The following is a 12,881-nucleotide window of genomic DNA, read 5'->3' on the forward strand; positions in this document are numbered from 1 at the left end:
CGTCGCAAGCAACAGGCTTCGTAAAGGAAACGTTTCCCGCATCCACCAGAACTTCTTGATGAATGGAATCGTTGCTATGACAAGGATGCTGCGCTATAATGGGAAGGATAGTCAGACAATGAAGGGGGACCGGGAGCGGCATAAGGATAAAGTTGTGTCCTGCTCCATTCAAATATGGAAGATAAAACATTTGCTATGATAAAAGAATTGACGGAATTGCAGGGAACAAGCGGAAACGAACGCAATATCCGGAACTATATGCGCGAAAGAATGGCGCCACTGGTGGATCGCATCGATACGGATGGTTTGGGTGGCATTTTCGGAATCAGAGAGCATGAAGATAAGACTGCACCGCGTATCATGGTGGCGGCGCACATGGATGAAGTCGGCTTTATGGTGGCAGGCATCACGGATCGCGGACTTTTCCGGGTCGTGCCGCTAGGAGGCTGGAATGCCTATGTCGTTTCGGCACAGCGTTATACGCTGCAGACGTCAAAAGGCGATATTCCTGTGATCTCTTCATCTGTTCCGCCGCACTTGTTGCGTGGGGCCGATGAAGGAAAAAAAGTCAAAGTGACGGATATCCTCTTCGACGCTGGTTTCGATACGAAAGAAGAAGCGTTGGCATTCGGAGTCCGTCCCGGAGATACGATTGTTCCCCAAGTCGAAACGATCTGGACCGCCAACAAGAAAAAAATCATTTCAAAAGCATGGGACAACCGCTACGGGAACACGGTCGTTTTGGAAACATTGGAAGCATTGAAGGATGAAAAATTGCCGAACACATTGATTGCTGGCGCAAATGTCCAGGAAGAAGTCGGACTGCGGGGGACAAAAGGGGCCGTGCACAAGTTCAAGCCGGATCTGTTCTTCGCGGTGGACTGCTCGGCTGCGGATGACCTTACGACGACAAAGGATACTTTCGGCCATCTGGGGGAAGGTTTCCTTTTGCGGATCCAGGATCCCGGCATGATCACCTTGAAAGGGATGCGCGAATTCCTGTTGGATACGGCGGAAACGCACGATATCCCTTATCAGTATTTCGTTTCCAAAGGCGGAACGGATGCGGGAGCCGCCCATGTCATGAACGACGGGGTGCCGAGCGCGGTCATCGGCGTCTGCGCGCGCTACATCCATACACATCAGACGATGTTCCACATCGATGATTATGCGGCGGCCAAGGAAATGGTCGCACAAGTCATCAAAGCATTGGACAAGAGCACTTATGAAACCATCATGGACATGAACTGAGGGGGAGCTTGATTATGGATAAACTGAAAGATTTGGATCAATTCAAAGAACTGCGCGATTCGGGAAAAACGGTATTCGTCTTCATGACCAGCTGGTGCCCGGATTGCCATTACATCCGTCCGTTCATGCCTGAGGTGGAAAATAAATTCGCGGATTTTCGTTTCGTCGAAATAGATCGCGATGATTTCGGTACGTTGGGTGAAGCCTTGCAGATTTCCGGAATCCCGAGCTTCGTCGTCTATGCTGAGGGAGAACTATTGGGTCGTTTCGTTTCACGCAACCGGAAGACGCAAAAAGAGATTGAAGCCTTTTTGGAACAATTGTGATACTATTTCGTTTGGGAAAAATAAATGAAGAAGCATAAAGGAGCAAATACAAAATGTGGTTAAGTTTTTATAATCGTGAAGCAGTCGGGGATACATTAATGTTGACGAAAGGGGATATCGCCGTCCGCCAAGAACAATCCTGCGAATCAAAAGGGAATGTGACGCGCATTTTCAACAACCGTACAAATGAAACGATGGGCTACAATCTGTTTTCGATTTCAGATACGCTTAAGTTGGATGCAAACGGACAAGTACTGTTATCCGATGAAGAAGCGGCAAAAGTGAATGCTTTGATCCAATCGGCAGGTTTCAGTGATGCTGTCGTTGTCGATCGCTCGCCTAAATTTGTTGTGGGCTACGTCAAAGAGTGCGTGCCGCATGCAGACTCCGACCATCTGTCCGTTACGCAAACGGAAGTGGACAACGGAGAAGTACTGCAGATCGTCTGTGGTGCAGCTAACATCAAAAAAGGGCAACGCGTTGTCGTAGCCAAGCCGGGCGCAGTCATGCCCAGCGGTTTGATTATCTGGCCGGGTGAATTGCGCGGCGTAGCCAGCCACGGCATGATCTGTTCAGCCAAAGAATTGCAACTGGAAAACGCAAGCCCCAAAAAAGGCATCCTCGTCTTGGATGACAGCTATGCAATAGGCGCAGCATTTTCCAAATAATCCTATAGAATTTTGGACGGAAAAGAAGTACTATTATAAAGGAATTCCAATGAAACCGGATGTAGAATTACCGGAAGCAAAACAAGAGAGGAGCTGACTGGATGAGTCGCTATGATGGACCAAGTTTTTTTCGGCATGACCATCGTTCAGGGGTGGAAGGAAGTCATCCTGTGACAAATAAGTTTGATTTTCCGAATTACCTGAAAAAAGAGGACGAAGAGCATGGTATCATGGAAGTAAAAGGCGATTCTGCACAACCGTCCTCCTACATCTCGCAAGATTTGCTGCATCCGATGGACACGGTCCCTTATATCCGCCACAACAAGGAGGCTTTCGTATCCTTCAGGGATCAAGCTGTGAAGCCTGCTGAAGATATTTTTGCGGTCGAGAAAAAAAGACTGAAGGACGAAAAGCAGAAGGAACGCCGCACGGAATTGGGCATGCACCCGTTCGCTTCCTACAAGAGCAGAAGGCCTTTCCAACTGACCGAAGTACCGGAACCGCTGAAGGGCTGGGAAAACCTGAAAGAAAAGAAAATCGATTATCGTGCGATTGCGGCAGTATTGAAGAAGAATAGCTCGGACTTGCTTATTTTCGAGCTTGCCTCCCCTGTTGAAGACGATGTGGCCCTGGAGGAAGACAGCGTGGAAACAAGTGACTTGCAACCGTTGGAAGGTAAATCCAAACGGGCAATGAACCGCTCTCTGTTGGGCATCATGGAGCAGGAACGCGCTTATGATGTAGCCGGAAAATTTGTTCATGAGCCTGCCGATTCGGTAAGCCACTCTTATTTTTAGTCATCGCTTTGTAACATCAGGCCGATTTGTGCGCAGCACGTACTGCTGAATGAAATTATTGACATGTTTGACCTCAAATTTTAAATAATTTTAAGTATTTTCTTAATCTGCACGTGCTATACTGGTTCCGATTCAATAAATGGACAGCAAGTCATCAGGTCCTAAACGATTGTTTTGTGACACAAACATCAGAAGGTAGCCGAAAGACTAACCTTTCTTATTCACTTGGAGGTAATTATGGAAACGGAAACGATTTATCATTTTGTCGGCATCAAAGGTTCTGGGATGAGTGCGTTGGCATTGATCCTGCATGGGAAAGGCTATCGCGTCCAAGGATCGGATGTCGAAACTTATTTCTTTACACAAAAAGGGTTGGATGATGCCGGCATCACAATCATGCCATTCGGCGCAGCGAACATCACACCCGATTTGACTGTCATCGCAGGGAATGCTTTCCCGGATTCCCATGAGGAAATCGCGAAAGCGAAAGAACTCGGTTTGACGGTCATCCGCTACCATGATTTCATAGGCGACTTGATCAAAAACTATACGAGCGTCGCCATTACCGGTTCACACGGTAAAACGAGCACGACCGGGTTGTTGTCCCATGTGTTGGACGGGATTGCGCCAACAAGCTATCTGATCGGCGATGGTACTGGTTTCGGTCGGGAAGATGCGGAGTATTTTGTGTTGGAAGCCTGTGAATACAGACGTCATTTCTTGGCTTATTCACCCGACTATGCCATCATCACGAACATCGATTTCGATCACCCGGATTACTATAAAGACATCGATGATGTTTACAGCGCTTTTGATTCATTTGCATCCCAAGTGAAAAAAGGCGTCATCGCTTGCGGCGAAGATGCGTATGTCCGTGAATTGAAAGGCAAATATCCTGTCACATTTTATGGCTTTGCTGAAGACAATGATGTTGTCGCCAAAAATGTCACGAAGGATACAACCGGCAGTCAGTTCGATGTGGAAATAAATGGCGAAATGTACGGTCATTTTGAAATCCCGTCATTCGGCACGCATAATATCCTTAACTCATTGGCCATCATCACATTCTGCTGGTTGGAAGGCTTGGACAATGACAAGGTAGCTGCGCAGCTGAAGACATTCACAGGCGTAAAACGTCGCTTCAGTGAGAAATACATTTCGGATATGGTCGTCATCGATGATTATGCCCATCATCCATCCGAAATCCGCGCTACCCTCGATGCGGCCAGACAGAAATACCCTACAAAGGAAATCATTGCGATTTTCCAACCACATACTTTCACGCGTACGGTTGCTCTGCTTAGTGAGTTCGCTGAGTCGTTGGAATTGGCCGATAAGGTCTTCCTTTGCGATATTTTCGGCTCCGCTCGCGAAAAGGACGGGCAGGTTTCGATCGGCGATTTGGCTGACAAAATCGAAAAAGGCGCAACGGTATTGAACGTCAACAACATGTCTCCGCTGTTGCAGTTCCATGATGCTGTCGCCATTTTCATGGGCGCCGGGGATGTTCAAAAATTTGAACTGGCTTATGAAGAGCTGTTGAGCCACAGCGTGCCGACAACAAATTAATTCAATAGAACGGTTCTGAACCTCGTTAGTGCTCAAACTCTGAGCTCAGGATTCATCACACACTGTTATAGAACGGTTCTGATTCGCAGATACCGCTCCCGTTTCGCAAACAGTGGATGTCCACAAAAGAGGTGGACATCCACTGTTCACTCCAACGTCCGGGTATCTAGACGCGAATCATCACACACTGTTAGTCCAGGGATTGCTTCCTGGGCTTTTTTGATGCAAGCAGGTGAGGGCTTGTTCCGGTTTTCGGAATAAATGGTTTCAATCAGCTAAACGGCTTTTATCGGAACGGCGTTTTTGATATGATAGACATATATGTGTTCAAAGAAAGGAAAAGTGAAAATGGGTCTGAAAGATATAAAGCTTGGAAAATCGATTGATGAAATTCAAGAGGGGGATTCGTTGACTGTCACGGAAATCATCGAAGACAAAGATATTTTGCTGTATCTTGGGTTGACGAATGACGGGAACCCTCTCTATATTCAACATGATTATTCGCAGACGACTCGGTTCCATAAGCCGATCGTGCCAACCGTTTTGTTGGTGGGGATTTTGACGAGCAATGTTTCCAAACATTTACCGGGTCCGGGTTCACATATTGTGGACGTTTCTTTGAATGTGATTGAACCGATCTACCACAACAGCACAATCACTTTCAATTTCGAAGTGGAGCGCGTGGATGAGCGCCGGGAACAAGTGACGATCAGCGTTGTCGGAACGAATATGGAAAACGAACGTGTGTTGGATGCTGAATTGATTGTAGAGACGCCTCGCAAGTTGATTTTTGATGAGGAAGAGAACGTAGTCATGAATGAGCAAACTAAAGTCGAGGAAACTGTCGATACGGAAACTGAGTCCGCATCCATGGCAGCAGACGATTCAGAATAAGCAGAGTTAGGATGTAAACAGATGACTGATAAAAAGAAAAAATTACTATTGGTGGATGGCAGCAGTGTAGCTTTCAGATCCTTTTTCGGGTTGCCGAATCTGGATGGGTTCCGCAACAAGAACGGATTGCATACGAACGCGCTCTACGCATTCAATAATATATTGGAACGCATCTTCCAGACAGAAGAGCCTACGCATCTGTTGGTAGCATTCGATTCAGGGAAAACGACTTTCCGTAATGCCCTTTATGATGATTACAAAGGCGGGCGTGCCAGCATGCCGTCGGAGTTGTCTGAACAGTGGCCTTATTTCGGCGTCTTGGTCCATGCTTTCGGAGGCAAAACCTATGAATTGGTCAATTATGAAGCCGATGACATCATCGGGACTTACTCACGGATGGCTGATCAGGCCGGTTATGATGTCGTCATCATTTCAGGCGATAAGGATATGATCCAATTGACGACAGATAATATCCGGGTCGACATCACTGTCAAAGGCGTGTCGGAATTAAAATCCTACACCCCGGACGTCATCCGTGAAGAATACGGCATCGAACCGAAGCAGATCATCGACATGAAAGGTCTGATGGGCGACTCGTCGGATAATTATCCAGGCGTCACCAAAGTCGGCGAGAAGACTGCTTTGAAACTCCTTACCGAATACGGCTCCATCGAAAATCTTTACGAGCACGTGGATGAACTGAAGAAAAGCAAGATGAAAGAAAATCTCATCAATGACAAAGCCAATGCATTCATGAGCAAAGCATTGGCTACGATCGATCTGGACTCGCCCGTGACGTTGCAGCTCGATGAACTCGCGGTTGAAGGCAAACAGATCGATAAACTGACCGATTTTTACCGCGAAATGGATTTCAATGGCTTCCTGGACAAACTGGGCGTGGCATCGGAAGACCGCTCGGAATCCTTCGAGGACATCCATTTCGAAGCCCTTACCGAAATCCGTCCCGAGCATTTTACGGACCGGATGGCACTTTATGTGGAGATGCTTGAGGACAACTACCACGACGGGAAAATCCTGGCAGTCAGCTGGGGCACGGACGAAAAAATATACACGGCTTCATTGGAAACTGTGCAGGCTAGCCTTGCTTTCAAGGAATGGGCTGAGAACGCCGAAGCCAACAAAATTGTGTACGACGGCAAACGGACGATGGTCATGCTGCATTATGCCGGCATCGCGCTGGCAGGCATCGACTTTGATATCCTGTTGGCTTCCTACATCCTGAATGCGAAGGACAACAGCAAAGACCTTGCGCAAGTCGCTCAGGAATATGGCTACAACGATGTCTCCTTTGATGAGGCCATCTACGGAAAAGGCGCTAAAACGGCCGTTCCCGAGGATGCCGTGCTGCATGATCATTTGGCGCGCAAAGTGAAAGCGATCCAAGCGCTGTTTGCCCAATTGAATACGGAGCTGGAAAGCAACGTGCAAAAAGACCTGTATTACGAAATGGAGCTGCCCTTGTCATTTGTGTTGGCGCATATGGAAATCCAAGGAATCAAGGTGGAACCAAAGCGCTTGCTGACCATGAAAGAGGAATTTGCCGGCCGTTTACTTGAAATCGAAAAAACCATCTATGCCGAAGCGGGGGAAGAGTTCAACATCAACTCACCGAAGCAACTGGGCGTCATCCTGTTCGAGAAGATGGGCTTGCCCGCCATCAAAAAGACGAAAACAGGTTATTCAACAGCGGTCGATGTGCTGGAAAAACTGCAGGCGCAGGCGCCGATTGTGGAGCACATCCTGAATTACCGACAGTTGGCAAAATTGCAATCGACTTATGTGGAAGGACTCCTGAAATTCATCAAACCAGAAACCGGCAAGATCCATACCCGTTACCAACAAACGTTGACGCAGACCGGCCGTTTGAGTTCCGTCGATCCGAACCTGCAGAACATCCCGATCCGGATGGAAGAAGGCCGGAAAATCAGACAAGCCTTCGTTCCGCAACAAGAAGGCTGGAAGTTGTTCGCCTCCGACTATTCGCAGATCGAATTGCGTGTGCTGGCGCACATTTCCGGGGATGAGCATCTGCGTGAAGCCTTCCTGGAAGGCCAGGATATCCATACCTCGACCGCCATGCGCGTATTTGGCATCGAAAACCCGGAAGACGTCACCGCCAATCTGCGCCGACAAGCGAAGGCCGTCAATTTTGGGGTTGTCTACGGTATCAGCGACTATGGGTTGTCCCAAAACCTGAACATCACCCGAAAAGCCGCTCAAGAGTTCATTGACCGCTATTTCGACAAATATCCAGGTGTGAAGCAATTTATGGAGGATATCGTCAAAGAAGCCAAAGAGAACGGGTATGTCGAAACGTTATTCCACAGACGCCGCTACCTGCCTGATATCCATAACCGCAATTTCAATCTGCGCTCCTTTGCGGAACGCACTGCCATCAATTCGCCGATCCAAGGCACTGCCGCCGATATCATCAAAGTTGCGATGGTCCGGATGGATAAAGTCCTTAAGGAAAAAGGCCTTCAAGCGAATATGCTGTTGCAGGTGCATGATGAACTGATCTTCGAATGCCCTGAAGAAGAAATCCCGGTGTTGGAAAAATTGGTGCCGGAAATCATGGAGCATGCCGTCTCCTTGGCTGTGCCGCTTAAAGTGGACAGTAACTTCGGTGATAGCTGGTATGAAGCAAAATAAACAAGGAACAAACCGATAAAAGAAAGGGGGGCTGCTTATGCCGGAATTGCCAGAAGTAGAAACCATCCGCAAGGGGCTCATTAGCCTTGTCGGAGGAGCCGTCATTATAGATGTAGCCGTCTTTTGGGATCGTATGATCACGCCGCCTTTCTCCACGGAACGGTTCAAGACGGTCCTGCGGGGGGAACAGATCCACACCATCGAACGCCGCGGCAAGTATCTGATTTTCTTGTTGGACCACTGGGCGATGATTTCCCATCTGCGGATGGAAGGCAAATATGAGGTGAGCGAATCCGGTGAACCGATCAAGAAGCATACCCATGTCATTTTTTATCTCGCCGATGGCCGCCAATTGCGTTACCTTGACGTGCGCAAGTTCGGTAAATTCACGCTGTTGCCGATCGAAAAGCGGGATGATTATGAACCTTTCAAAAAGATGGGGCCGGAACCGACCGCGGATTTCTTCAAATTGAGCAAATTCAAAAAGGATCTTGCCAAGTCGCATCGGGCTATCAAAGCGGTCATCCTGGACCAGAATATTGTTGCCGGCGTCGGAAATATCTATGCGGATGAGTCGCTTTTCCAAGCCAGGATCCATCCCCTGCAACCAGCCGATACAATCGGACCGGCTGCAGCCAAAAGACTGCAGGAAGCCATCATCGATGTGATCAGTAGATCGGTGGAAGCCGGCGGTTCGACGATCCGGACTTACAAAAACACGTTGGGGGAGGCCGGTAAATTCCAAGTCTCCCTTGCCGTTTACGGACAGACCGGACAGCCTTGTCCGAACTGCGGCCATCCTATCGAAAAAATAAGGGTTGCACAGCGAGGGACGCATTATTGTCCGCATTGTCAACAACTGCCAAAGACGCGTTCGAAGGCAGCAGACATCACTGATATTGCGTACAAAGGGGCGAAATAAACGAACATGAGTTATATATTAGGTCTTACAGGAAGCATCGCTACAGGGAAATCGACTGTAGCGAAGCTGTTTTTGTCTGCGGGCATTCCGGTCGTGGATGCGGACTTGGGAGCAAGAGCTGTCGTTCTTCCTGGTGCGCCGGGGTTAGTGGACATCATCGAACATTTCGGGGAAGCCTATCTGCTGCCTGATGGCACGCTGGATCGCAAACATTTGGGGGCGCTGATCTTTTCGGACAGGGAGAAGCGGGCAGAACTGGATGCGTTGCTGAAGGAGCGCATCCGTCATTGGATACAGGCAGAAAAAGAGCGTTATATTTCGGAAGGGCACGAACTGATCGTGCTTGATATCCCATTGCTGTACGAAGGCGGGTATGCGGACAGTTGCGATGCGGTGATGGTCGTCTATGTTCCGGAAGGACTGCAATTGCAAAGGCTGATGAGCCGCAATCATTTGGATGCAGATGAAGCCACCCGGAGGATGCAAAGTCAGCTTTCGATCGAAAAGAAAAAAGGGCTGGCGGACTTTGTCATCGACAATTCCGGGACGATCGAAGAAACCGAAAAACAAGTCAAAGAATGGCTGCGCCGACATCTTTCCGCCTAGCCTGATGGTCCCGGAAAGACCATCTTTTCAAGGTTTTTGAGCCACAAGTATGTTATAATGAAGTGATAATAAAGGAAAGAAAAGGGGGAAAGCCGATGCAATGCCCAAAATGTCACTATCACGGATCGCGTGTTGTCGATAGTCGTCCGGCTGATGACGGGAAAGCCATCCGCCGCCGTCGCGAATGCGAACAATGCCATTTCCGCTTCACTACATTCGAAAGGATCGAGCAAACGCCGTTGCTTGTCATCAAAAAAAATGGCGCGCGCGAAGAATTCAGCCGTGAAAAGTTGTTGCGGGGATTGATCCGCTCCTGCGAAAAGCGGCCGATTGCCCTCGAACAACTTGAGACTGTCGTCAATGAAGTGGAAGCCGAAATCCGAGCGCTTGGAGAAAATGAAGTATCCAGCATCGTCATCGGGGAATACGTCATGGACAAGCTGTCCAAAATAGACGACGTCGCCTATATCCGTTTCGCAAGTGTTTACCGCCAATTTTCGGACAGGAAAACCTTCCTTGATGAATTGAAGAACATGGAGAAGAAAAAAGCCGAACAAGCAGCAGCTGAATCTTCAGACATCCAACCATCCGATGCTCCTCCCAACGAGGCAGCCCCCGGAAAGGAAGACAATGAATAATGAGCTATCCATGGCAAAATATAAGTCCTAAGGATCCTTTCAGAGCAAGTCAGACGAACTTGATTTCCGATGTGGACCGCAAAATCCTGACGCAATTGTATCAGCCCATCATCGGGCCGCAAGCATTCAGCCTCTATTTGACGCTGCTTGCGGAGATTCCGCAAGAGAGCTATTGGAGCAAGGAGTTGCTTCACACCGAATTATTGGCTTTATCGAATAGCGGAATCCAAGAGTTCTATCAAGCGCGCGTGAAATTGGAAGGGATCGGTTTGCTGAAGACATTTCTGGTAAACGAGCCTGAGAAGCAGTACCTATACGAATTGCAGCCACCGCTGTCCAGTCATGCGTTTTTCAGTGATGACCTGATGGGGTTGCTGTTGTATGAAAAAGTCGGCGAACGGAAATACCGCGAGTTGCAGCAACGGTTCAGCCGGCAAGTCCGCGACGTAAAAACTGCGGAAAATATCACCAAGTCCTTTTTGGATGTTTTTTCTTTCTCGGAAAGCGCCTTTACTGAGCAAGCGCGGATGAGGCAGAACGATAATACGTTGTTGGGTGATAACGCGGCAAGCCTGCCCGTAATCGAGAACGAGGGGTTTGATTTCTCGTTTTTCCGACAGCTGTTGAACAAACAATTCGTCAAACGTGAATCCATCACAAAGGAATTGGAGCACACAATCACTATCCTCTACACGCTGTATGGTTGCGACGAACTGCAGATGGCTCAATTCATTCTGGAGGCCGCCGATATCGAATCGGGCAAAGTGGACGGAGAAGCGCTCAAAAAAATTGTATCCGATGCCTATGAACAGAGACACAGCACTCGTTTGGAAGTTAAGGATAAAGTCACCCAGAGCATCCAATTGGCTAAAGATACTGAAAAAGGCCGGGAACAAAAATTGATTCAGGCACGCTTTTCCAGTGAAGAGATCTCTTTCATCAAGGCCTGTGAACAATTGACGCCGCATCAATTTTTGACGAGCATCAAAAAGCAGAAAGGCGGCATCGTGACCGCCTCGGAGACGCAATTGCTGCGTACGCTGATGGAAAAGGCTGATTTCAAACCAAGTGTGCTCAATGTATTGACGCACTATGTGTTGGTCATCCTCAACAATCCGCATCTTTCCAAGGCCTATGTGGAAGCCATCGCAAATGATTGGCTGCAGGACGGCGTCGATTCGCCCGAAAAAGCGTTGGCGAAAGCGAAACAATTCGCCGGCGAGATGAAAGCGAAAGCTGAGAAGCGGGCAGCCAGCCGAACAACCGCAAAGAATTACGGGAAAACGGTGGCGCGCAAGAAAGAAAACTTGCCGGATTGGGCTAAAGAGGAACACAAAGCGGTTGTGGAAACACCGCTGACGCCGGAAGCGCAACAAAAATTGAATGAACGCATCAAAAAATTAAAAAGTAGCGGAAAGGCAGGGGATGAGTGATGGATCATATCGGAAGAGCATTTTACAAATATATGAACAATCCCGAAATCAGCCAACGCTACAAAGGCATGATCGACACAATTATGCAGGATGCCGATGTCCAAGCGTTCTTCCAGAAATACGAAGAGCGACTGTCGCGGGAAATCGTCGAGAGAAGTTATTCGAAATTGCACGAATATGTGCAGGAAAAAGAGAAAATCCGGCTGGGGAAAGAATCGCAGAATCCCGGCTATGAGCCGAACCTTGTATTGAATGCCGGTTACATAGATGTCGTCTATACACCGACGGACGAGACGATGGCGAGGGAAAAAGAAAAGGAATTGCGGAGCCGCGTCCATTCGATGTCGATGCCGAAGGATGTCCGCACAGCGACGTTGGATCGCTTTGTCCAATCGAACGAGCGGATGCCGGCCATTCTGGAATCGTTGAATTTCATTGATTCATTCAATGGCAATCCGAAAGTGCATCACCAAGCGCTTTATTTCTATGGTCCATTCGGGGTAGGGAAATCCTATCTGTTGGGTGCGATTGCGCATGAATTGGCGATGGGCGGCCATCTTACGACACTGATGCATTATCCGACCTTCACGATGGAGATGAAGCAGGCGATCCAGAGCAACACGGTCAACGAAAAGATTGATGCAGTGAAGAAGGCGGAGATTCTGATGTTGGATGACATCGGAGCGGAAGCCAATTCCACCTGGATCCGCGATGAAGTGCTCGGTGTCATCCTCCAGTACCGCATGCAGGAAGACTTGCCGACATTCTTCAGTTCCAACTTTACGATGCAGCAGTTGGAGGAGCATTTGCGCATGGGCAACCGGGGCGATGACGAGCCGATGAAGGCGAAACGTCTGATGGAGCGGATCCGCTTCTTATCGCGCGAGATTCCTATGACCGGGAAGAACCGTCGTTTCGAGCAATAGGCTGACGAACCCGTTCAGCTTTTCTTATATTAAACTTGAAAACAACTATTTTTTGTGTTTAAATGGACTACAGATGAAACGAAAGACAAATCGATGAGAAAGACACCGGTGGATGAACTGATTTTTAGCGAGGGATGGCTTGGTGAAACATCCTAATCAATCATGTATCGACCCCTTT

12 protein-coding genes are annotated in these 12,881 nt (G+C 48.4%); all 12 read left to right on the top strand.

What is annotated here, in order from left to right:
• Positions 1–174 precede the first annotated feature (174 nt).
• Entirely contained in the window at positions 175–1,251 is a 1,077-nt protein-coding gene (pepA, locus tag C8U37_RS00230) for a glutamyl aminopeptidase (RefSeq protein WP_108031213.1), read from the top strand.
• A 14-nt stretch (positions 1,252–1,265) separates the two neighbouring features.
• The gene (locus C8U37_RS00235) at positions 1,266–1,577 is read left to right on the top strand and encodes a thioredoxin family protein (RefSeq protein WP_086628398.1); all 312 of its coding nucleotides are present in this window, start codon (positions 1,266–1,268) and stop codon (positions 1,575–1,577) included.
• Positions 1,578–1,630: 53 nt separating this feature from the next.
• Positions 1,631–2,245, top strand: a complete 615-nt coding sequence (gene ytpR, locus C8U37_RS00240; protein WP_108031216.1) for a YtpR family tRNA-binding protein — start codon at positions 1,631–1,633, stop codon at positions 2,243–2,245.
• 170 nt (positions 2,246–2,415) lie between these two features.
• Complete coding sequence (locus tag C8U37_RS00245) at positions 2,416–3,042, top strand: hypothetical protein (RefSeq protein ID WP_108031218.1); 627 nt, start codon at positions 2,416–2,418, stop codon at positions 3,040–3,042.
• Between the two features lie 237 nt (positions 3,043–3,279).
• A complete protein-coding gene (gene murC / locus C8U37_RS00250; RefSeq protein WP_108031220.1) occupies positions 3,280–4,611 on the top strand; it encodes a UDP-N-acetylmuramate--L-alanine ligase in 1,332 nt (443 codons plus the stop codon).
• A gap of 348 nt (positions 4,612–4,959) precedes the next feature.
• Complete coding sequence (locus tag C8U37_RS00255) at positions 4,960–5,505, top strand: MaoC/PaaZ C-terminal domain-containing protein (RefSeq protein WP_170100131.1); 546 nt, start codon at positions 4,960–4,962, stop codon at positions 5,503–5,505.
• Positions 5,506–5,526: 21 nt separating this feature from the next.
• Entirely contained in the window at positions 5,527–8,178 is a 2,652-nt protein-coding gene (gene polA / locus C8U37_RS00260; RefSeq protein ID WP_108031222.1) for a DNA polymerase I, read from the top strand.
• A 37-nt stretch (positions 8,179–8,215) separates the two neighbouring features.
• Complete coding sequence (gene mutM / locus C8U37_RS00265) at positions 8,216–9,100, top strand: DNA-formamidopyrimidine glycosylase (protein ID WP_108031224.1); 885 nt, start codon at positions 8,216–8,218, stop codon at positions 9,098–9,100.
• 6 nt (positions 9,101–9,106) lie between these two features.
• Positions 9,107–9,706, top strand: a complete 600-nt coding sequence (gene coaE, locus C8U37_RS00270; protein WP_108031226.1) for a dephospho-CoA kinase — start codon at positions 9,107–9,109, stop codon at positions 9,704–9,706.
• A 95-nt stretch (positions 9,707–9,801) separates the two neighbouring features.
• Complete coding sequence (gene nrdR / locus C8U37_RS00275) at positions 9,802–10,344, top strand: transcriptional regulator NrdR (RefSeq protein WP_108031228.1); 543 nt, start codon at positions 9,802–9,804, stop codon at positions 10,342–10,344.
• Complete coding sequence (locus tag C8U37_RS00280; RefSeq protein WP_108031230.1) at positions 10,344–11,777, top strand: replication initiation and membrane attachment family protein; 1,434 nt, start codon at positions 10,344–10,346, stop codon at positions 11,775–11,777. The genes nrdR and C8U37_RS00280 overlap by 1 nt, the downstream gene beginning before the upstream one ends.
• Positions 11,777–12,703 (top strand): primosomal protein DnaI, encoded by a 927-nt coding sequence (gene dnaI, locus C8U37_RS00285; RefSeq protein ID WP_108031232.1) that lies wholly within the window; start codon positions 11,777–11,779, stop codon positions 12,701–12,703. The genes C8U37_RS00280 and dnaI overlap by 1 nt, the downstream gene beginning before the upstream one ends.
• The last annotated feature ends 178 nt before the right edge of the window (positions 12,704–12,881 follow it).

Source organism: Trichococcus patagoniensis, from assembly GCF_003051085.1.
Taxonomy (GTDB): Bacteria; Bacillota; Bacilli; order Lactobacillales; family Aerococcaceae; genus Trichococcus; species Trichococcus patagoniensis.

What these genes read in the sequence shown, in the direction of transcription:
- pepA (WP_108031213.1), top strand. Translation starts at nt 175, where the DNA reads ATGGAAGATAAAACATTTGCTATGATAAAAGAATTGACGGAATTGCAG.
- C8U37_RS00235 (WP_086628398.1), top strand. Translation starts at nt 1,266, where the DNA reads ATGGATAAACTGAAAGATTTGGATCAATTCAAAGAACTGCGCGATTCG.
- ytpR (WP_108031216.1), top strand. Translation starts at nt 1,631, where the DNA reads ATGTGGTTAAGTTTTTATAATCGTGAAGCAGTCGGGGATACATTAATG.
- murC (WP_108031220.1), top strand. Translation starts at nt 3,280, where the DNA reads ATGGAAACGGAAACGATTTATCATTTTGTCGGCATCAAAGGTTCTGGG.
- C8U37_RS00255 (WP_170100131.1), top strand. Translation starts at nt 4,960, where the DNA reads ATGGGTCTGAAAGATATAAAGCTTGGAAAATCGATTGATGAAATTCAA.
- polA (WP_108031222.1), top strand. Translation starts at nt 5,527, where the DNA reads ATGACTGATAAAAAGAAAAAATTACTATTGGTGGATGGCAGCAGTGTA.
- mutM (WP_108031224.1), top strand. Translation starts at nt 8,216, where the DNA reads ATGCCGGAATTGCCAGAAGTAGAAACCATCCGCAAGGGGCTCATTAGC.
- coaE (WP_108031226.1), top strand. Translation starts at nt 9,107, where the DNA reads ATGAGTTATATATTAGGTCTTACAGGAAGCATCGCTACAGGGAAATCG.
- nrdR (WP_108031228.1), top strand. Translation starts at nt 9,802, where the DNA reads ATGCAATGCCCAAAATGTCACTATCACGGATCGCGTGTTGTCGATAGT.
- C8U37_RS00280 (WP_108031230.1), top strand. Translation starts at nt 10,344, where the DNA reads ATGAGCTATCCATGGCAAAATATAAGTCCTAAGGATCCTTTCAGAGCA.
- dnaI (WP_108031232.1), top strand. Translation starts at nt 11,777, where the DNA reads ATGGATCATATCGGAAGAGCATTTTACAAATATATGAACAATCCCGAA.